The sequence below is a fragment of the Desulfoluna sp. genome, assembly GCF_030145185.1.
Classification (GTDB): domain Bacteria; phylum Desulfobacterota; class Desulfobacteria; order Desulfobacterales; family Desulfolunaceae; genus Desulfoluna.
The window spans coordinates 1-18,459 of sequence record NZ_JAQYWB010000009.1; the positions used below are offsets into that span (position 1 = coordinate 1).

The window sequence follows — 18,459 nt, forward strand, 5'->3', positions numbered from 1 at the left end:
GGCTGCGCGGTGAGTCGGGCTGGGTGCGCTCGATCCATTCGCCTTCCAATGCCGGATTGAGGTCGTTTTTTCGAAAGGTGGGGCGGTGGGATAGGGCCTGCATTAATTCCATGCTGCCCGAAGAACCCGTTTCTATGACCCGGATAAACGAGGCTACTTGGTCGGTTACTTGGTCGGTTACTTGATCGGTTACTTGGTCGGTTACTTGGTCGGTGTCCACTGCCTCGTGGAGGGCGATGAGAATGAATTCGATAAACGGAGACGCGAGGGGATCGCTTCCGCATGGCCTGCTGCCATTGAAGCTTGCTGTCTTAAAGAGTGAAGTGCTATCTTGAGACTATGTAGTCATTGAAACCTCGTGAGGCAATAGTTTAGAAAGGGGAAATATGCTGAAAATTCAAGACAGCACACTTTCGTTAAGCGCTGAGGAGTTGATTGAGCTGGAACGAATCATGATGGATAAAGACCGTGATGCCGCTTACCTTTTTCTTAAAAAAAAGGTGTACCGCAAGCTGGAAGTCTCTGTGGAAGGGCGAATGAAGTCGCATATCAATTAGACACGGACGAACCGGTAGATTCTGCACTTGCGACGTATGGCATGCTCCCGTGCTCTTAAAGCGAATGCGGACGTATTTCAGCCCCGAATGAAGACGGTCGGATGCGCATTCGCCAACGAGCTTTCAAGGTGGCTCCACCTTGCCGCCGGAGGCCGCCTTTTCAGGCTTTTGGGTTTTTGCTTAATCCCCTGGCGAACTGCTTGGCCAGGGCGATGAGGGTGAGCACGGGCGGAATGCCGCCGGAGAGGGGCATGATGCTGTTGTCGCAGATGTAAAGATTTTCGATGTCGGTCTGGAGATCGGTTCCCACCACCCGGCCGATGGCGGCGGTACCGCCGGGATGACCCCCAATGCCCTTGGCCACGGTGAGGGTCTCGGGGCGGACCCCGGCCTGGATCATGACAGCTTTGGCAGAGGCGATGCCCTGGCTCATGAGGGCTTCATCTTTGGGCGTCAGGGCTTTGTGAAAGGAGCCGTCTTTTCGGATTTCTCCAGAGGGCTCGTCGCAGAGCTTGACGAACATGCCCGCCAGTTTTTTCATGTGGGCACCCCGGGGCAAGAAGGAAAAATTTTTGGCTGCCATCTGGGCTATAAAGGCATTTAAGGCGCCGACGTTTCCAAAGACGAACTCCCCTTTTCGGGATTCATCGGCAAAGGTGTAGGTGATCTCCCGATAGGTACCCGGACCCTCTCGCATCTCACCCACGAGAACAGACATGGGGTCGGTGAAAAAGTGGGTCCCTGCGCCTTCCACCTCGGATCGGTGGAGAATTTCTGGGGTCCCCATGCCGCCGGCCGCCAGGACAACCCGGTTTGCATGGACGGTGAGCGGCCCGTGATCGGTTTCGGCCTGAACGCCCTGGACCTTCCCCCTGGCGTGAAGAATACGCCGGACATCGCATCCCGCCACAAGGAGGGCGCCTAAGGCCACCGCGTCGGCTACATAAGAGCGGGCAGTCCATTTGGCCTCTTTCTTACACCCGAAGAGGCATTTGTCGCAGTGGGGGTCGCAACGTGAGGCATCGATGAATCGCGCCTGGGGGGTCATGGCATACCCTAATTCCCCTGCCGCTGCAACGAGACGCCGGGTGCCGGGATGGTGCTGATAAAAGCTCTCGGGAACCGGCTTGATCCCCAACTCTTTTTTTGTCTCCCGAACCTCGGCGTCCAGATCGATCCCCCATTCCTCTTTTAAAAAAGCAGGCGGATCATACGCGTTGCCCGAGTAAATCATGGTGGACCCTCCCGGCGTGATGCCCCGCCTGACCAGAATCCCCTGCTTCGACCTCCGGATGTCATACATCGCGGCATAGGCCAGAGGGTTCCCCACCGACCAGTCCCGGGTTTTTCCCTTTTCCAGAAGCACCACCCCCTCCCCTTTTTTCGCCAACTCCCGTGCCACCGTCGCTCCCCCCGGTCCGGTCCCGATGACCACAGTGCCTGTTTCCATAATACGCATCATTGTCTCCTTGATTGGGTAAGAGAAAAAAAGCGTGCCTCCGGCGGCCCTGCCGGGGACTAAACTTTTGAAAAGTTTAACAAACAGGTCTTAAATATATCTGCTGAACCACCGGTCACGTTTTGGTTCAGCACGACCCCTGTCCATTGGAAACGGTTAGAACTCTGTAGGATGGGCAAAGGGTGTGCCGTGCCCATCGGCCGCGGATATAACCGTCCACGCCGGGGGCCGGTGTCGTGTTTCCGATATTTTTGTAATTTTCATCGTTGCGGGCTCTCCGATGAAAGATGGGCACGCTTCGCGCTTTGCCCATCCTACAGGGCCGCCGGAGGCTTTTTTAGGAGCTGAATAGTTACCGTCAGATTTTGTCACGGGCGCAGCCCGTCAGCGAATGTGATCAGCCCGAGGTACGAGGGCTGGGAGCATTCGCGAACTTGGGGTGCAGGGGATTTATCCCCTGCCCGCCGGAGGCATGCTTTTTATGCTTTTTCCCCGTTTATCAGATGTTGCACCAGTCGTTTTCCGAAGGAGATCAGGGTGATGACGGTGGGGCGGTCGAGGGCTTCGGGGAAGACGCTGGCGTCGCAGACAAAGAGGTTTTTGATCTCGGTTTCAAGGGTGGTGTCCACCACGGTCCCGATGCCGCAGGTGCCGCTGGGGTGGGCGCCCCGCACCGGGCTTGCCACAATGGATGAGGGGGGACAGCCCGAGGCGGTGAGGATCTCCTCAGCAATGGTTTTTCCCATGGCCAGTTTTTCAAAATCGGCTTCTGTCAGCGCTTTGGAGACCTTGCCGTCGATGTCTACCCACCCACCGGGGTTGTCTTTGATTTTAATGAGGATGCCCACCATGCGGTCGTAATGAAAGCCCTTCGGCAGGTGCCGGAGGCCTGTTTTTCCGAGGCTGATCAGCGTCATGAGTCTGGGGTCGATGAGGGTGCCCATGCGGACCCCGTGGCTGTCGCAGAACTCCCAGGTGTCCACGCTGACCAGGGGGTCTGTGCAGGAGCCTTTGACGGGGGAGATGCCGTAGAGGAGGACCGTGGGGTCGATGACGCAGCTTTTTCCGGCGTTTTCAACGCCGGCCTTGAGCAGAAGACCTGGTGAGGGAATGCCCCCTGCGGCCAGGATGATTTTTTCCGCGCGCAGCTCCTGAATTTCCTGACCCGCGATTTTTGCCCGGATGCCGGTGGCGCGATTGTTTTCTACCAGCACCTCCGTGCACTCGGCTTGGGTGATGAGATGGGTACCATGGGTCACCGCCTCTTTGATGTACTCCCTGGCCGTCCACTTGGCCCCGCAGGTACATCCCAGGGAGGTTGTCGCCCCACAGCTGCCTCCGGTTTTGACTTTATCCAGGTCAAAGAGCTTGGGGGTGGGCGTCCAGTCATATCCGAGGTGGTTGGCGGTCTCCATGATGTGCCGGGAGGCGTCTCCCAGAAGAGCGTCGGGAAGGGGGGCGGCTTTAAGCTCCTTCCATGTCTCTTCGGCATAGGGCGTCAGGTCGATCCCGTAGCGCTGTTTCAGCCAGGTCGGCGGCATGGCCGCCGACCCGGAGTAGACCGTGGTGGCCCCGCCGGTGGAGGAGGCCATGAGCATGGCGACCCCCTCCTGGCTCTTGAAGAATCCTGCTTTCTCCACAATGCTCAAGGCTCCTGCGTAGGTCCCCAGGTTCTGGTGATCCCTCCCTTTTTCAAGAAGAAGCACCGTCTTTCCGGCTCGAGAAAGCCCCCGGGCCACCGTGGCCCCGCCCGGTCCGGATCCGACCACAATGGCATCATAGACAGTCTGCATGAGAAAACCTCCTGAATAGATGATGAGAGGAAACCACGTTAAGGGAAAAAGCGGCCTCCGGCGGCAAGGTGGCGCCACCTTGAAAGCGGGTTTGCGAATGCTCTATGGCCATCGGTGCTTCTTTGTCAATTCACGGGGTGACAAAACGATGTGAGTTTTCCTTCGAGGCATGGCAGATGACATGGCGAAGGAGGTTTGGTCTTAGTTGTCGACGGGTAAAAATAGAAAAATGGATTTTCAGAGACAGGGTTTCACCGCTGAGAAGGGGCCAACCGAAAAAAAGGGGCAAGCAGGATGGTCGGTATATCGCAGAGAGGAGATGGGTTGGGAGTTGTTGATTTATTTATTATTCTACGGGAATGCCGGGGCGTGTTCAAACAGTTTTGTAAAATTTTTCGGCCAAGCTCATAAAAACTGTGAGTACGCCCCCCGGCCGTTAGGAATAGGATACAGAGGGAAATGTAAAGCACGCATGGATCCCCAGCCACTTGGCGATACAAAAGAAGGCGGGTGTTGGACTGTAAAACGGCACAACCGGATCCATTTTTCCGGGCAGCCGGGGAAGAGGTGGAGGGGATCAAGCTTTGTATCGTTTTTTGGCTATGTTCAATAATGAATATTTTAGGGTAACACTGGCTGGGACCAGGCTTCCGGCAATCAAGCGATACCGCTGGGAGAGAGCCGCTTGTTGGGGTGTGATAACGGATGCGAGGCAGGTTTTGGCTGTTAAGGTGGATCGGGCTGGGGCCAAGCCCCCGGCAAAAAAAGCCGCGGCGGAGCACGGCGCGCCCAGTGGGGCTCCGTGCTCCGCCGCCAACCCGCTTTCAAGGTGGCGCCACCTTGCCGCCGGAGGTCGTTTTTATTTTTTACCCACCCAGATTTTTTTTCTTATTTTCCGTGATCGCCAGAGTGCCTGTGATGCCAGCTGCGATCGCAATCGAGAGGGAGCAAGCCAGGGTGACGCCGGGCCAGCCCCAGGCTGTCCAGACCGGGCCGAGGACCATGGAGGAGAGGCTGCCGCCACCGATACAGACAAGGATATAAAGGGAGGAGGCGGTGCCGAGGGATTCTTTGGGGACGCACTCCCCGATAAGGAGAAAGAGCAGGGGCTGGCAGCAGTAAGCGCCTGCAAAGAGCAGGAGCAGGCCGAGGGTGACGAGGGGGATGGACTGGAACCATCCCATCAGCTGGAGGGCAACGAGGCAGAGACCAAGCCCTGGGAGAATGACTCTGAAGGGGCCCGTCTTCTGGGACAGGTGGCCGGCAAAGGGAGCGATGAGGGCGGTGATGCCCGCAAGGCTGATCCAGCCAACCTCTCCGGAGGTGAAGTCAAAGGGCGGAGCGGTGAGGCGGTAGGTGAGAAAGGTCACCATGCCGAGGAATCCGAAGAAGAGAAAAAAACCCGTGGCGAGAAGGGCTTGGGGCCTGGGGCGGAGCAGGAGTCTGAGGGACCCCTTGTACAGGTCCGAGAGGTTTGCCTTCGGCTGGGTTCTCCGCGGGCCTTTTTCTACCAGAAAAACCCATCCTGCCACCGCCAGGACCAGGAGGAGGCCGGAGACCATGCGGAACGCTGATGGCCAGCCCCGGTGTGCGGTGAGAACCCCCATGATGACTCGTCCGAAGACGATGCCCAGGGTCCCGGAGGCCACGATGGCGCCGACATGGAGCCCGATTTTTTCACGGGGGGCCATAAGGGTCATGTGGGGGAACAGTGAGGCTGGGATCAGGGCGGCGCTGACGCCGATGAGTCCCATGGCTGTGACAAAGAGTGAAAACCGGGTGATGGAGGCGGCACCGAAGATCACCACGGAAAGGGCCATGAGGCCGGTGAGGGCCATTTTGGGCAGGTCAAAGCGGTCGGCCAGAGGGCCGATGAAGAAAAAAGCCGCGGAGTAGCTCAGGGAGGCCACGCTGAAGGCGAACCGGGCCCGGGCAATCTCCAGATGAAAGGAGGTCGCGATCTCCAGAAAAATAGACTGGGTCATGAACACCGTGGCCACGGCGGTCATGACCATGAGGCAGGCAAGGCCTGCCTTGAGGTTGACCGCCGGGCTGGGAGAGGCCTCTCTCATCACGTGACGTCTCTCCTTATTCCATCGCCGAGCGCACGATTGTTGCGATATGCACGGCTTTTTTCCCGGCCTCGGTTTTCCGGGAGGTATAGTTCATATTGAAGATGCAGAAAGGACAGGTGGAGACGAGGGTTTCTGTCTCCGCCGTGTTCAGGACTTTGCCTGCGATCTTCATGGAGAGGGGGGCGTCCAGGGAGCGGACCCCGGCACCGGACCCACAGCAGAGGGCTTCATCCCGGTTCTCAGGGAGCTCGGTGAGGGTAGCGCCGCAGGCGGCCAGGATCTCACGCGGGATGTCGTAGAGACCAAATTTGCGACCCATTTTGCAGGCGTCGTGGATGGTGATGGACTGCTCTGAGGGTGAAAGGGTCAGGCGGCCTGCGTCCAGCAGCTCTTTGATCACTTCGGCGATATGAAGCACCTTGATGTCGAAGTCTTTCAGAAGCCTGGGGTAATATGTAGAGAAGGCACGGTGACAGCCTGCGCAGGGGACGATGATCCGTTTGATGCCGGCTTTTTTAAAGGTCTCCGCCATCTCGGTGAAGATGGTTTTTGCCTCCTCCCATTTTCCGGCGTTGTAGGGGTAGATCCCGCAGCAGTATTCATCCCTCAGGAGTTTGACCTCTTCACCTGCGGCCATGAGAATTTCGAGGGACGCGGCGGCCGTGGCTTTGTCCATATAGGACGAGAGGCAGCCCACGTAGAGGAGGGTATCCCCCTCGGCTTCTTCGAACTGGATTTTTCCCTTAAGGTGATCGGGGATCCAGTCCAGGCGCGCTTCGGCCGGTTTTCCCACGGCGTTGCGCTTTTCAAAAATGCTTTTTATCATTTTTTCGTGTTTCGGAAGGGGGCCGAACCCTTTTTTCACCATCATCACTTTGCCGTCGGCGATGGTCTGGGAGATGGGGATCTCCTGGGGGCAGACCGTGTCGCATTTTCCGCATTCGGTGCAGTAGTAAAGGGCTTTTACCTCATCGGGGAGGGGTGGATAGCCCTTGAGGAGCCGGTTGATAATGGAGAGCCGATCCATGGGGTTCATGAAGAGTCCGTCGGCGGAGTTTGCCGTGCAGCATACCTCCAGGCAGGCTTCACATTGAATGCATTGGTTTGTGGACTCAAGCAGGGCAGGGGGATCGATGAGATCGAAAACGGACATGGAAGAAACCTCCGTGGCAAAGCAGTGGTGTCGCGTGATGTGGAAAGACAAAAACTATCATCAAGAAAACATCTTTGCTTTCTATGCCCGGAAGGAGGAGAAATGCAAACAAAATATAAATGGAAGGGGTCGAGAACTCAGCTGGCTTTTAGAACATTGAGGATGGACGCGGGATCTTTTCCGAGCCAGGTCAGCGCAGACTCCCAATCTCTGAAAACGCCTGTTGTGACGGGGGTAAACCCGTTGGTGAGCAGCTCGAACATGCGGCTGTTGCCGAAGGCTCGATTCGAGGGGGCAATAATGGCATTTTTTCTGGTTTTCTTGCCTTTTGGAAGACTCTCAGCGAAGTGCGCCATCTGCAGAATCTCCTGGCGGGTAAAGTCGATCTCTATACTTGAAACATCATAGACGGAATCAAATTCACAAGAAAACAGAGGGTCTCTGTGGAGGTGATGGATCTGGTTAATGATTTCAGCCGGAGAGGTGATGCCCCGATTCCAGATTAGAATTAATTCGAGCTCAGGACGTATGATGTAGTCGATCATGGAAAGATCTCCATTGTACTTTTGCAACGGGCATGAGGCCTCAATCGAGACACTGTTTACCCTATTGCATTTATACCAAATGAAGTAGATGTTCCACTTTTTTTACTGAAAATCAATCCGTAGATAGTTTTTGTGAGTACCTCACGGTAAAGATCGACAGCGTAAAGAGCCTTGGAGACCCTTTCTCAGAGTTCTTCTTGCCAGTTGATACAGTCGGCCGGACAGTTTTTGATGACCTCATCCACCTCCTCTTCAGGGTAGGCTTCCAGCTCCATCACCGCCACATAATCGCTTGCGTTGATGATAAAGACGTCGGGGCAGAGGTCGGTGCACAATTCGCAGAGGACACAGTCAGACAGTTCGACATTGGGGACACGTTTCATGGACTCATCTCCATAGGGTTGAACGGTATTTCTTCAAAACTTTCGGGACTATATCATACAATTCTAAAATGATCAAAATAAGGAGGGGCCTGCGGAGGGGAACCGCAGGCCCCCTGTTCCGGGAGGGGAAAGGAACAGCTCTGTTATTCTGCCGAAGCAGCGCTTATTCGCCGAAGCAGCGCCTATTTGCCGAAGTAGCGCCTATTTGCCGAAGTAGCGCCTATTCGCCGAAGTAGCGCCTATTCGCCGAAGTAGCGCTTCAAGAGACCTGCGAAGGCCATTCCGTGGCGTGCTTCGTCTTTGCACATTTCGTGGACGGTGTCGTGGATGGCGTCCAGGTTGAGCTGCTTGGCACGGGTGGCCAGGTCTTTTTTGCCCTGGCAGGCGCCGTGCTCAGCTTCAACGCGCACTTTGAGGTTGGTTTTGGTGTCACCGGTGACCACCTCTCCAAGGAGCTCGGCAAACTTGGCGGCATGCTCGGCCTCTTCAAAGGCGATGCGCTTGTAAGCTTCGGCCACTTCGGGGAAGCCTTCGCGGTCGGCCTGGCGGCTCATGGCCAGGTACATGCCGATCTCGGTGCATTCGCCGGTGAAGTTGGCGCGAAGACCTTCGACGATCTCGGCATCAACCCCTTCGGCCACACCGATGACGTGCTCATCAGCCCAGGCGAGGGGACCTTCCGCCTGTACGTTGAATTTTTTGGCCGGAGCGGCGCACTGGGGACATTTTTCAGGGGCATTTTCACCTTCATGGACATAACCGCAAACAGAACAGACATACTTGGACATGATTAAATTTCTCCTTGGCAAATCGAGATCTAAGGTTCGTGTGTTGAATTCAGATCGTATGGTTTATTTCGCTTCATTCAGGCGACCGGTGCAGCGTCGCGTTGTGTCTGGGGTATAATGCGAAGGGTGTGCCAAAGTGAATAGAAAAAATGAGCGGCGGGGCGCTTCTGCCTGGTGTTTGCAGCTTAAAGGGCTGAATTTATATTTTAATATCTGCGGGTGATTTTTTGGGGATGTGGGGGCCGTTGGCCGGTGTCCCGTGGTTGGTTTGGGTCGCAGAGGCGTGACACCGTGATACGGAATCATGGGCGGGACGGGGGAACATTCTGGAAATATGGGTAAAGCGGATGTCTCATGTAAACATGAGACAGGTTCGGTACAGCAGAGGCATCAAGGACAAGTGATGGGGTCGCGTGCCGGGTGACAGGGGGGCGTCCCTTTCGTCTTTTTCTGGCCTTCCTGACTCGTCATGTGTCATGGTGTTTGGACGTTTGTTCTTGCTGCTGTCACATTGATCCGCGCCTGGAGGAATCCCCATGTCTTTTATTCGACCCGTGCTGACATTGTATGATATTCTGGAAAGATGTTGGGAGGGGCCTCTGGGGCATCGCCTGGCCGGAAGCCTGCTTGTGGGCACTTTCCTTGCGTGCCTGATGCTTGTGGAGTTAAATCGTTTCGTGGCGCTTCCAGAAGCCCTCGATCACCTGGTGCCCGCCAATCACCTGGCCTCCATCGGGGTCGCCCTGACCCTTCTTCTGGTGATTGAGGTCATGGGCCTTGTCTTCAGTATGGTTCATTCCGTCAGTACCTCCGTGGGGCGCCAGCTGGAGATCCTCTCCCTTATTCTGCTGCGAAATGTGTTTAAAGAGATCTCTCATCACACTCCTCTCTCCTGGGACACCCTCGAAGCCGGGATGCCCGGTATTGCAGCGGCTGTTACCGGAGCGTTGATTGTCTTTGGTCTTCTTGCCCTCTACTATCGGATAAAAAAGGAGGCGACCCTTGCCAGAGATGAAGAGGACCGGCAGAGCTTTATCGCCGCTAAAAAATGCATCGCCCTGTGCCTGCTGGCCGCCTTTCATTTCATCGCTTTTCAGAGTCTTCTGGGGTATGCCACCGGTGTGCATACCCGACCTGCCTTTCAGGCCATCTATACCCTTCTGGTCCTGAGCAATATTCTCATCGTCCTGCTCTCCCTGCGGTACGGCCACAACTACCGCGTCGCCTTTCGGAACTCCGGCTTTGCCGTGGTCACCGTTCTTATCCTCATTGCCCTTGTGGCCCCACCCGTCTGGAGTGCCGCCATCGGCACTTTTGCCGCCCTTTTTGCCCTCGCCACCCTCTGGCTTTTCGGGATGTTCCGCCCGAAGGACGGCGAGGGTGGCAAAGCCACTTAGCCCGGATATTTCATGAGAAAACAATCAGGACTAAGGAATAACCCGTAATTACAGTTTTTTGCAGTGATATTTTCAGTCGTTTCAAAAATGCAAAATGTAATCCACAGTATTCTGTCTGATTTTCGCACCCTTCGGGCAAGCCGGGTGCACTCATCTGCCGCGTTATCAGAGCTTTGAGGTAAACCACTACATCTTCAGCTCTGATGCCTTGCATATGAGCGCACCCAACTCGTGAAATATCCGGGTTAGGCCAAAACACCTCGAAAGCAGATTTGTGAATGCGCATCGGGTCCCCGAAAATTTGGGTTGAGATGCTTCCCTCCTTCTCCGTTAAGACGAAAAATCATGCCTTGGGCCGAAACGATGATCGAAGCCGGTTCTTCTCTTATTGATGGAGCGCAGCGACTCCTCGAACGAAGCACCAAGAACCAAGCACCAAGAACGTTTTTCCGTTTTTCCCTTTTTTCATTCAAAGAGTTTCAGATACCGCTCATAGCCCTCATTTCTCATCTCCTCTTTGGGGACGAAGCGCAGGGCGGCGGAGTTGAGGCAGTAGCGCAGGCCGGTGGGGGGCGGTCCGTCGGTGAAGAGGTGCCCCAGGTGCGAGTTGCTCTGGCTGCTTCGGACCTCCACCCGTTTCATGAAGAAGGAGGTGTCTTCCACCTCGTCGACATCTGCCTGCTCAAGGGGCCGGGTGAAGCTGGGCCAGCCCGTGCCGGATTTGAATTTGTCGGTGGAGCTGAACAGGGGGGCGCCGGTGATGATGTCGACGTAGATTCCCACCCTCTTGTTGTCCCAGTATGCGTTGTCAAAGGGGCGCTCGGTGCCGTTTTCTCGGGTCACCTTGTACTGGATAGGGGTCAGCTTTTTTTTGAGCTCTTCCTCGGTCCAGATGATTTGCACGGTCTCTTTTTCGTCGTCAGGCCAGTGGCGGTCCAGGAAGGTGTCCCGCCCGGAGCGGCTGCGGTAGAATTTATATCGGACCGGGTTTTTTCGGTAGTAGTCCTGGTGATATTCCTCTGCAGGGTAAAAGGTCTCCGCTTTCGTGATCTCTGTGACCACGGGCTTGCCGAAGATCATGCGTTTTTCAAGGGCCGTCTTGGAGAGCAGAGCCGCTTTTTTCTGGGCTTCGCTGTGGTAGAAGATGCCGGTGCGGTATTGGCTGCCCCGATCCACGAACTGACCGCCGCCGTCGGTGGGGTCCACCTGGCGCCAGAAGATCTCCAGGATCTGGTTATAGGAGATGATGTTTGGGTCATAGGTGATCTCCACGGCTTCGGCGTGGCCGGTGACGCCGGCAGAGACTTCTTTGTACGTCGGGTTCTCCTTCTGGCCACCGATATAGCCGGAGACCACGGAGAGGACGCCCTCGTGTTTTTCAAAGGGGTGTTCCATGCACCAGAAACAGCCCCCTGCCAGGGTCGCTTTTTCGGTTTCATTTGCCATGATGGGGGTTGCTCCTATGCCAAAGGTTCCAATGAGAGACAGGACAATAAAAATCATGTTGAGGAGGGGAATTCGGGGACTCATGCCTTACTCCTTATCTATAATCGTTAAGGGACCAGTCGTAATCCATAAAGACAACCTCTGAGGGACGGGACATATTCTTTAGCGCCGCCTGCAGGGAGCCGGCGGCGTATCGGGCGATGTAGGCGGGGATATCGTCATGAAAATCTTCTTTATACCATTTGAAGATGCGGCTGACGACGAGTCGGTTGCCGTCGATTCGGGTGTGGACCGCCTGGTTGATGAAGGCGCGTGTGGCGCGGTCGAGTTGAGCGTCAAGGGTGGCTCCCCGGTAGGCTTCCGGCAGCAGGGGCGGGCAGCTTCGGGAGGCACAGTTGATGGCAAAGTGGATGCGGGGGTCTTTAAATTGTTCTCGCAGGATCTTGTGTTCGATCTCACTCAAGGTGAGGGTCTTGCCACCGATTTTTACGAATCGTTTTTTCCAGGGTGAGGAGAAAAGGCTTCCCAAGTCCTTGATGGAGTCCACCTCGGGGTATTTTGTAAGGATGAGTTTCAGGGTCCAGGCGTTGTACATGTTGATCCAGAAGGCCATGGCCTCGTTTCGGGCCAGGCCGTCCGCGTGAAAGGTTTCGGCCGGGGTGAGGTAGGCGTTAAGTCTGGCTTCATCTTTGGCAAGGCCCGCATAGTCGACGCCGCCTCCCCGGACGTGGGTCGAAAGGAGATCACCCAGGGGCGCGTGGTTGTAGTTTTCAGCCCGCACGGTGGTGGACAGGGCGAGGATCAGGCTGAGCATGAGGGCTGCCCATAGGGCTCGGGACGGGGCGGGCAGGCTTTCTGCCTTGGCTCTCATCCATGAGTGGCTGTGGGGTGGCCGTCTGTTTGAGTCAGGGTAAAGGTGTCTCATGATGAACGTCTCCAGGCATGAAATTTTTGAAGAAATTGGAGGGCTTTTTCCGGTTTGTGGGCGTTTTTCCAGGTTCCGGCCGTGCCCTTCACCATTTCGGACAGGGTGGGATAAATGTGGATGGTCCCTAAAATTTTGTTCAGGCCGAGTTTGTGACGCATGGCCAGGACAAATTCAGCGATGATATCTCCTGCGTGATGGCCCACGATGGTGGCCCCCAGGATGCGATCGCTTCCTTTGGCGGTGATGACCTTGACGAAACCGTGGTCTTCGGAGTCGGTAATGGCGCGGTCGACCTCGCCGATCTCATAGGTGGTGACTTCATATGCGATCTTTTTATCTCGGGCCTCGGTCTCGGAGAGGCCCACGCGGGCCACTTCGGGGTCGGTGTAGGTGCACCAGGGGATGACGCTGTAGTCTGCTTTAAAGCGTTTTAAAAAACCGAAGAGCGCATTCACCGAGGCAAACCAAGCCTGGTGGGAGGCCGTGTGGGTAAACTGATAAGGCCCGGCCACGTCCCCTGCACAGAAGATGTTGGGAACGGTGGTGGCAAGGAAAGGGTCGGTTTCGATGGTGCCCCGGGGGACCAGGCCGATACCGAGTTTCTCCAGTCCGAATCCCTCGGTGTTGGGTTTTCTCCCCACAGCCACCAGGATCTCGTCAAAGGGGACGGGCACCTCCCGGCCTCCGGCGTTGCAGAGGAGGACCTTTTCCCCGTTGTCCACACGGATCTCGGTGGCCGCGTGGCCGGTGAGAACCCGGATTCCTTCTTGCTCGAATTTTTTGGTGATCCGATCAGCCACCTCCGGGTCTTCCCGGATCATTAATTTGGGGGACATCTCCACCTGGGCGACCTCTGAGCCGAAGCGGGCAAAGCATTGGGCCAGCTCGCAGCCGATGGGGCCGCCGCCCAGCACCACCAGTCGTTTCGGAAGGTCTGTGAGGTTCCACACGGTGTCGCTGGTCAAGGGGGTGATCTGTTCCATGCCTTTGATGGGAGGCACAAAGGGGCGGGCGCCCGTGGCGATGATGATGCTTCGGGTGGTGAGCACCTGGTCACCCACTTTCACCTCAAAGGGGGAGAGAATCTCTGCCTCGCCCTTGAGACACTCCACACCGAGCTTGGTGTAGCGCTCCACCGAATCGTGGGGCTCCACCTTGGAGATGACGGTGTGGACCCGTTTCATGACGTCGGCAAAATGAAAATCGAAGGATCCGCTTTTAAACCCGAATTCTTCAGCACGCCTGGCGTAGGCGAGCATCTTGGAGGATCTGATCAGGGCCTTGCTGGGCACGCAGCCGGTGTTGAGGCAGTCTCCGCCCATTTTGTCCTTTTCAATCAGGGCCACTTTGGCTTTGACCGCTGCCGCGATGTAGGCGGAGACCAGGCCGGCTGAGCCTGCGCCGATGACCACGAGGTTGTAGTCGAATCGCCTGGGTTTTTCGTAGGCCTTGAAGACCCGCTTGACCTTGACGGCGTCAATCATCCGCCTCGCAATCAGGGGAAAGATTCCCAGCAGGGCAAAGGAGAAGAGCAGCGCCGGGGAAAGAATCCCTGAAAGGGTTTCGATGCGCGCGAGCTGGGTCCCGGCGTTCACGTAGACCATGGTGCCGGCCAGCATGCCAAGCTGGCTCACCCAGGAGAAGGTGAGGGTGCGAATGGGAGTCAGTCCCATGACGAGGTTGATGACGAAGAAGGGGAAGATCGGCACGAGACGCAAGGTGAAAAGATAAAAGGCACCGTCTTTTTCAATCCCTTCGTTAATGGCCGAGAGCCGTTCTCCAAGCTTGTTCTGGACCCAATCCTTCAGGAGGAATCGGGAGACGAGAAAAGCCAGGGTGGCCCCCAGGGTGCTGGCAAAGGAGACGACCACCAGGCCGGTGAGAAAGCCGAACAGTGCCCCTCCGGCCAGGGTCATCACCGCCGCGCCCGGAAGGGAAAGGGCGGCCACCACCACATACGTCAGGAAGTAGAGGGCGAGGGTTGAAAAGGCATGATCGGCATAGAAAGCCCCGAACTCCGCCTGCTTCTCTTTCAGGGCCGACAGGGTAAGCAGCTCCTGGAGGTCGAAAACAAAAAAGAGCACGACCAGCAGGGCCAGAATCAAAAGGACGGCTACTTTCATGGTACGGTTCATGCGATGGGTCTCCTTTGGCAATGATCTCCGGGAGGACGCTCCAGAAGAGATAGCATGGTAAGAGAAAAGCAAAGGCAATGCCAGAATGGGTGGACGGGTTGTTTTTTTTGTTGAACAGCCCGTGAGGTGTCGTTTATTTTCTTGAAATGGCTGAATGTTTGGGCTTTGGTACGGCTCGCCCGGGGAGTCAGAGTGACGATGGCCGTGGTCGGGTGACGAGACCTGTGCTCGGGTATGTTTGAGACAGTGCCGTGAGACGTTGTTGTGATGACTCTTTACGTCGGGAGCAATTTAAACCCTATTAAAGGGTACAGTATCACAACCACTCAAAAAATGGGAATGGAGGGGCCATGAAGCGATACCGACATCTGTCTTTTTTCCCATGGGCCTTGTGGCCCGTCTCTGGTACGACCTGATTTTTCTTTTCTTTGAGTGCGTCGCCGTCTGGTTTATTGTGGAAGGATAAAGGGGATAGGCTAAAAGGCAGAAGGCAGAAGGCAAAAGGCAAAAGGCAGAAGGCAAAAGGCAAAAGGCAGAAGGCAAAAGGCAAAAGGCAGAAGGCAGAAGGCAAAAGGCAAAAGGCAGAAGGCAAAAGGCAAAAGGCAGAAGGCAAAAGGCAAAAGGCAGAAGGCAAAAGGCAAAAGGCAGAAGGCAGAAGGCAAAAGGCAGAAGGCAAAAGGCAAAAGGCAAAAGGGGAAAGGGGAAAGGGAAGAAGGGGAAAAGGGGAAAAGGGCGGAATGATGAATAATCGACAGTCCGTGGTGAATAGTGAATAGTGAACAGTGGGTGGCGAAGCCACGTGGGTAAAAAAAAACTGCCCGCCAGAGGCAGTTTTCAAATAGGGAAGAAATGAAGAGATGACAAACACAACGATAAAATTGCCTTTGGGAAAGGACGCCTGGTTTGGGACGTCCATTGACGCGATGCGTGCGAAGCTTCTGGATCTGGGCATTGGGGTCGAGGAGCGGGCCTGGCTGCATCCCGTGGCCGGGGCGTGGTCGGTGAATCTTCGTCTCTCAGACTGCCCGAACCTGTACACCAACGGCAAGGGGAGCTCGGAGGGGGCGGCGTTGGCCAGTGCCTATGGGGAGCTTTTTGAGCGGCTGAGTACCGGGTACCTGCTCTCGGATCTTTATTTGCCGGAGATCCCGCCGGACGGGGGTTTTTTCCATGGACCCGGAGAGGTGTGGCTGGCGTCCGAGATGGAAACCCTTCGTCAAGAGGCGCTTTCCCCCTCGCTTTGGGATTATTTTGATCCGGAGGAAGAGCTTGAGGCGCGTCATTTTATAGATTTTAACACCGGCGGGGCAGGCGGGGTGTGCTGTCTGCCTTTTTCTGAGGAAGGTGGGGCCTCGATTCTCTTTCCCGTCGCGATCCTTGAAAATCTGTATGTCTCCAACGGGATGGCGGCGGGGAACACTTTTTTGGAAGCGAAGGTGCAGGCGCTCTCCGAGGTGGTAGAGCGGTACGTTAAGGGTAAAATTATTGCAGAGGGCATGGCGTTGCCCGATATTCCGGGGGAGGTCCTTGATCGGTACCCGGGGGTGAAGGCGGCCCTGACGGAGCTTGAGGCACGAGGCCTTGTGATCTACGCCAAGGATGCTTCCTTAGGGGGGCGCTGGCCCGTGATCTGCATCGTGGCGGCCAATCCAGAGGATGGCGGTGTCTTTGCGGCCTTTGGCGCGCACCCGATGTTCGGGGTCGCCCTGGAACGCACCTTCACCGAGATGCTGCAGGGGCGAAAAGAGCTCAAAGGGTTTCCGGCTCCCAGTTTTGACGAGGAGCTGGTGGCCTCTCCCACCAATATTGAAGAACATTTCGTGGATTCGGCTGGCGTGCTCCACTGGGATTTTTTTAAGGAAATCCCGGATTATCCGTTTACCCCCTGGGGGATAGGGGAAGCCGCGGATACCGGCCGAGGCCGGGAGTACGATACCCTGGCGGCTCAGATCCACGAAGCGGGATTTCAGATTTACAGCTGGGTCACGGATCATCTGGGCATGCCCTGCTGCCGGATGGTGGTGCCGGGGATGTCCGAGATCTACCCCGTGGAAGATCTTCTCTGGGAAAACCGAAGCAGGCAGGCGGAGGTGAGACATTCCCTGCTTAAGCTGGAGCATCTGACGCCGGAAGAGGCGGAGCACCTCGCCGATCTTCTGGAGGAGGGGGGCTGGGGGCCGGAGGCCTCTTTGTGTGAGCTGGTGGGGGTGGAGGTGGCTGACGGCTGCGCCTGGTCCGATGCCAGGGTGGCCGAGATGATTGCCCTGGTCCGGCTTCGCGGTGGCGATGAAGAGGGGGCCGCACGCTGGAGTGCCATGGCCGCCCAGATGGAGATTCCTTCCAGACGAAGGCTCTTCTACCGGTGTCTGGAGGCCCGCCTTGACGCCTCGATACGGAACACCTCCCTGCCCGAGCTGGGCCGTGTCTTTGGCCCGGAGGCCGAACGCCTGACCGCCCTGGCCCTTTCCGGAACCTCACCCTTTCCATTTTTTGAGGCCCCCTTGAGCTCCTTTTTGGAGCAAGGCCCCCATGGTCAAATCACCCGTTGTGTTCGGGCTTTGAGAAAAAGTGCCTCCGGCGGCAAGGTGGCGCCACCTTGAAAGCGGGTTTGCGAATGCTCTACGGCTGGCGGTACCCTGGGCACCTCGCGTCCGCATTCGCGCGACGGGTGAGGGATGACAACGGATCTCGCAAGTGCATGAGCTGTCGGTGCTTCCGTGTCAATTCACGGGTTGACTTTAACCGGAATAACTCCGGCGGCGAGGTGTGCCACCTCGAAAGCGGGTTTGCGAATGCGCATCGGGGGTCGTAATTCCGGGATGAAATGCGTCCGCATTCGTGTGGCATGTACCGGTGCGGGATACAAAGGGGTGTATCGTGGGGGGGGGTCGCGTTGAATCATAATGTACGTAAGCCGAAGGGGCTTCGTCAGAGTCTCGTGGTTCCATCCACCCCCCTTGTTCATTTCGCCAGCGAAGCCTGTCTGTCTGCGGTGTGTATCACCTATTTGATACACAGGTGTGTCATTAAATGCCGTGGGCCGGTCGTCTCTGACTGTGATGTTTCTGGGTAACACCCTGTAACTAAGTGTGATTGCTTTTTTGCTTTGGCGTTGGCACAGCTTTTGTAGTGTTCTATGGCACAGGGCCAAGGATGGCGGGTGCCACTCCTTCTAAAAAAAGCCTGAAGAGACATAAGGGACTTCAAGACCCCTTGCATGCAGAAGGTGAGAACTGAGCTTCATGCGGATGGGCATGACATAAACGCCACGACACAGGAGGCGCCGAATGAAAAGACTGGACGAGCTTAAAAATGATATCTCTCTGATCAACAGCGTAGATTGGAACATGAACCCCGCGACAGCGGTGGGCCGTCATCTTGAGTGGGGCGCCGGATGGTATTACGATGACCAGCGGGGCCGGGGAAGTGACGATGAATCCACGTACTTTGCCATCAACACCTGGGGCGAGTATCCGGTGATCACGCTGGTATACCGCAAAGGATTTGATATGGAGGAGTTGGCCACCTTTCGTATGCCTTCGGACATGGAGAAGGCGTTTATGACGTCCATCAGCAACCATCGGGGGATTTACGAACTGGACCCGAACATCAAAAGCTGGCTCAAGGGGCAGCTGGACGCCCTTTGAGTAAGACGGGTGACAGACGGGGATTATTCTGTTGACATATTATTGAGTAGGTAAGAAATACCTTGATCTGATAGAGTGGGGCATCAAGGCGTCTAAGACGCTTTGGGTGCCCCTCTTTTGTATCAGAGGGACCACATTCTGCTTTGGGGCGGG

At 56.2% G+C, this 18,459-nt stretch carries 16 protein-coding genes; 5 read left to right on the plus strand and 11 right to left on the minus strand.

Annotated elements, in window-relative coordinates:
* Positions 1 to 220 (minus strand): Fic family protein (locus tag Q1Q75_RS04045; RefSeq protein ID WP_366945152.1); only part of this gene is annotated, 220 nt, incomplete at its 3' end.
* A 166-nt stretch (positions 221 to 386) separates the two neighbouring features.
* Here Q1Q75_RS04045 and Q1Q75_RS04050 point away from each other — a divergent pair.
* A complete protein-coding gene (locus tag Q1Q75_RS04050) occupies positions 387 to 557 on the plus strand; it encodes a hypothetical protein (protein WP_300667743.1) in 171 nt (56 codons plus the stop codon).
* A gap of 160 nt (positions 558 to 717) precedes the next feature.
* On the opposite strand, the gene Q1Q75_RS04055 is transcribed toward Q1Q75_RS04050, so the two are convergent.
* The 7 genes from Q1Q75_RS04055 to Q1Q75_RS04085 form a co-directional block, all read right to left on the minus strand.
* A complete protein-coding gene (locus tag Q1Q75_RS04055; protein WP_300667745.1) occupies positions 718 to 2,019 on the minus strand; it encodes an FAD-dependent oxidoreductase in 1,302 nt (433 codons plus the stop codon).
* 476 nt (positions 2,020 to 2,495) lie between these two features.
* Positions 2,496 to 3,809 (minus strand): FAD-dependent oxidoreductase, encoded by a 1,314-nt coding sequence (locus Q1Q75_RS04060; protein WP_300667747.1) that lies wholly within the window; start codon positions 3,807 to 3,809, stop codon positions 2,496 to 2,498.
* An 866-nt stretch (positions 3,810 to 4,675) separates the two neighbouring features.
* Positions 4,676 to 5,881, minus strand: coding sequence for an MFS transporter (locus tag Q1Q75_RS04065; RefSeq protein ID WP_300667749.1), 1,206 nt, complete (start codon positions 5,879 to 5,881; stop codon positions 4,676 to 4,678).
* Positions 5,882 to 5,897: 16 nt separating this feature from the next.
* On the minus strand, positions 5,898 to 7,037 hold the full coding sequence (locus Q1Q75_RS04070; protein ID WP_300667751.1) for a (Fe-S)-binding protein: 1,140 nt from the start codon (positions 7,035 to 7,037) through the stop codon (positions 5,898 to 5,900).
* A 137-nt stretch (positions 7,038 to 7,174) separates the two neighbouring features.
* Positions 7,175 to 7,582: a hypothetical protein gene (locus tag Q1Q75_RS04075; RefSeq protein ID WP_300667752.1), complete on the minus strand. Its 408-nt coding sequence runs from the start codon at positions 7,580 to 7,582 to the stop codon at positions 7,175 to 7,177.
* A gap of 185 nt (positions 7,583 to 7,767) precedes the next feature.
* On the minus strand, positions 7,768 to 7,965 hold the full coding sequence (locus Q1Q75_RS04080; protein WP_300667754.1) for a ferredoxin: 198 nt from the start codon (positions 7,963 to 7,965) through the stop codon (positions 7,768 to 7,770).
* A 239-nt stretch (positions 7,966 to 8,204) separates the two neighbouring features.
* Complete coding sequence (locus Q1Q75_RS04085; protein ID WP_300667755.1) at positions 8,205 to 8,753, minus strand: NADH peroxidase; 549 nt, start codon at positions 8,751 to 8,753, stop codon at positions 8,205 to 8,207.
* A gap of 536 nt (positions 8,754 to 9,289) precedes the next feature.
* On the opposite strand from Q1Q75_RS04085, the gene Q1Q75_RS04090 reads away from it, so the two are divergent.
* Positions 9,290 to 10,150, plus strand: coding sequence for a hypothetical protein (locus tag Q1Q75_RS04090; RefSeq protein ID WP_300667757.1), 861 nt, complete (start codon positions 9,290 to 9,292; stop codon positions 10,148 to 10,150).
* A gap of 465 nt (positions 10,151 to 10,615) precedes the next feature.
* On the opposite strand, the gene msrA is transcribed toward Q1Q75_RS04090, so the two are convergent.
* The 3 genes from msrA to Q1Q75_RS04105 form a co-directional block, all read right to left on the minus strand.
* The gene (gene msrA, locus Q1Q75_RS04095) at positions 10,616 to 11,599 is read right to left on the minus strand and encodes a peptide-methionine (S)-S-oxide reductase MsrA (protein WP_366945155.1); all 984 of its coding nucleotides are present in this window, start codon (positions 11,597 to 11,599) and stop codon (positions 10,616 to 10,618) included.
* A 91-nt stretch (positions 11,600 to 11,690) separates the two neighbouring features.
* Positions 11,691 to 12,521 carry a DUF547 domain-containing protein gene (locus tag Q1Q75_RS04100; RefSeq protein ID WP_300667761.1) on the minus strand — a complete coding sequence of 277 codons (831 nt, stop codon included), beginning with the start codon at positions 12,519 to 12,521 and terminating at the stop codon, positions 11,691 to 11,693.
* The gene (locus Q1Q75_RS04105; protein ID WP_300667763.1) at positions 12,518 to 14,659 is read right to left on the minus strand and encodes an FAD-dependent oxidoreductase; all 2,142 of its coding nucleotides are present in this window, start codon (positions 14,657 to 14,659) and stop codon (positions 12,518 to 12,520) included. Before Q1Q75_RS04105 ends, Q1Q75_RS04100 begins: the two co-directional genes overlap by 4 nt.
* 428 nt (positions 14,660 to 15,087) lie before the next feature.
* Between Q1Q75_RS04105 and Q1Q75_RS04110 the strand changes: the two genes are divergently transcribed.
* The 3 genes from Q1Q75_RS04110 to Q1Q75_RS04120 all read left to right on the plus strand — a co-directional run bounded on the left by Q1Q75_RS04110 (position 15,088) and on the right by Q1Q75_RS04120 (position 18,306).
* Entirely contained in the window at positions 15,088 to 15,435 is a 348-nt protein-coding gene (locus Q1Q75_RS04110) for a hypothetical protein (protein ID WP_300667765.1), read from the plus strand.
* An 81-nt stretch (positions 15,436 to 15,516) separates the two neighbouring features.
* Positions 15,517 to 17,259 (plus strand): YcaO-like family protein, encoded by a 1,743-nt coding sequence (locus Q1Q75_RS04115; RefSeq protein ID WP_300667767.1) that lies wholly within the window; start codon positions 15,517 to 15,519, stop codon positions 17,257 to 17,259.
* A 687-nt stretch (positions 17,260 to 17,946) separates the two neighbouring features.
* A complete protein-coding gene (locus Q1Q75_RS04120; protein WP_300667769.1) occupies positions 17,947 to 18,306 on the plus strand; it encodes a DVU0772 family protein in 360 nt (119 codons plus the stop codon).
* Positions 18,307 to 18,459 lie beyond the last annotated feature (153 nt).

Coding starts and splice junctions, on each gene's coding strand:
- Q1Q75_RS04090 (WP_300667757.1), top strand. CDS start 9,290: ATGTCTTTTATTCGACCCGTGCTGACATTGTATGATATTCTGGAAAGA.
- Q1Q75_RS04055 (WP_300667745.1), bottom strand. CDS start 2,019: ATGATGCGTATTATGGAAACAGGCACTGTGGTCATCGGGACCGGACCG.
- Q1Q75_RS04070 (WP_300667751.1), bottom strand. CDS start 7,037: ATGTCCGTTTTCGATCTCATCGATCCCCCTGCCCTGCTTGAGTCCACA.
- Q1Q75_RS04065 (WP_300667749.1), bottom strand. CDS start 5,881: ATGAGAGAGGCCTCTCCCAGCCCGGCGGTCAACCTCAAGGCAGGCCTT.
- Q1Q75_RS04085 (WP_300667755.1), bottom strand. CDS start 8,753: ATGTCCAAGTATGTCTGTTCTGTTTGCGGTTATGTCCATGAAGGTGAA.
- Q1Q75_RS04050 (WP_300667743.1), top strand. CDS start 387: ATGCTGAAAATTCAAGACAGCACACTTTCGTTAAGCGCTGAGGAGTTG.
- Q1Q75_RS04120 (WP_300667769.1), top strand. CDS start 17,947: ATGAAAAGACTGGACGAGCTTAAAAATGATATCTCTCTGATCAACAGC.
- Q1Q75_RS04060 (WP_300667747.1), bottom strand. CDS start 3,809: ATGCAGACTGTCTATGATGCCATTGTGGTCGGATCCGGACCGGGCGGG.
- Q1Q75_RS04115 (WP_300667767.1), top strand. CDS start 15,517: ATGACAAACACAACGATAAAATTGCCTTTGGGAAAGGACGCCTGGTTT.
- Q1Q75_RS04100 (WP_300667761.1), bottom strand. CDS start 12,521: ATGAGACACCTTTACCCTGACTCAAACAGACGGCCACCCCACAGCCAC.
- Q1Q75_RS04080 (WP_300667754.1), bottom strand. CDS start 7,965: ATGAAACGTGTCCCCAATGTCGAACTGTCTGACTGTGTCCTCTGCGAA.
- Q1Q75_RS04105 (WP_300667763.1), bottom strand. CDS start 14,659: ATGAACCGTACCATGAAAGTAGCCGTCCTTTTGATTCTGGCCCTGCTG.
- Q1Q75_RS04075 (WP_300667752.1), bottom strand. CDS start 7,582: ATGATCGACTACATCATACGTCCTGAGCTCGAATTAATTCTAATCTGG.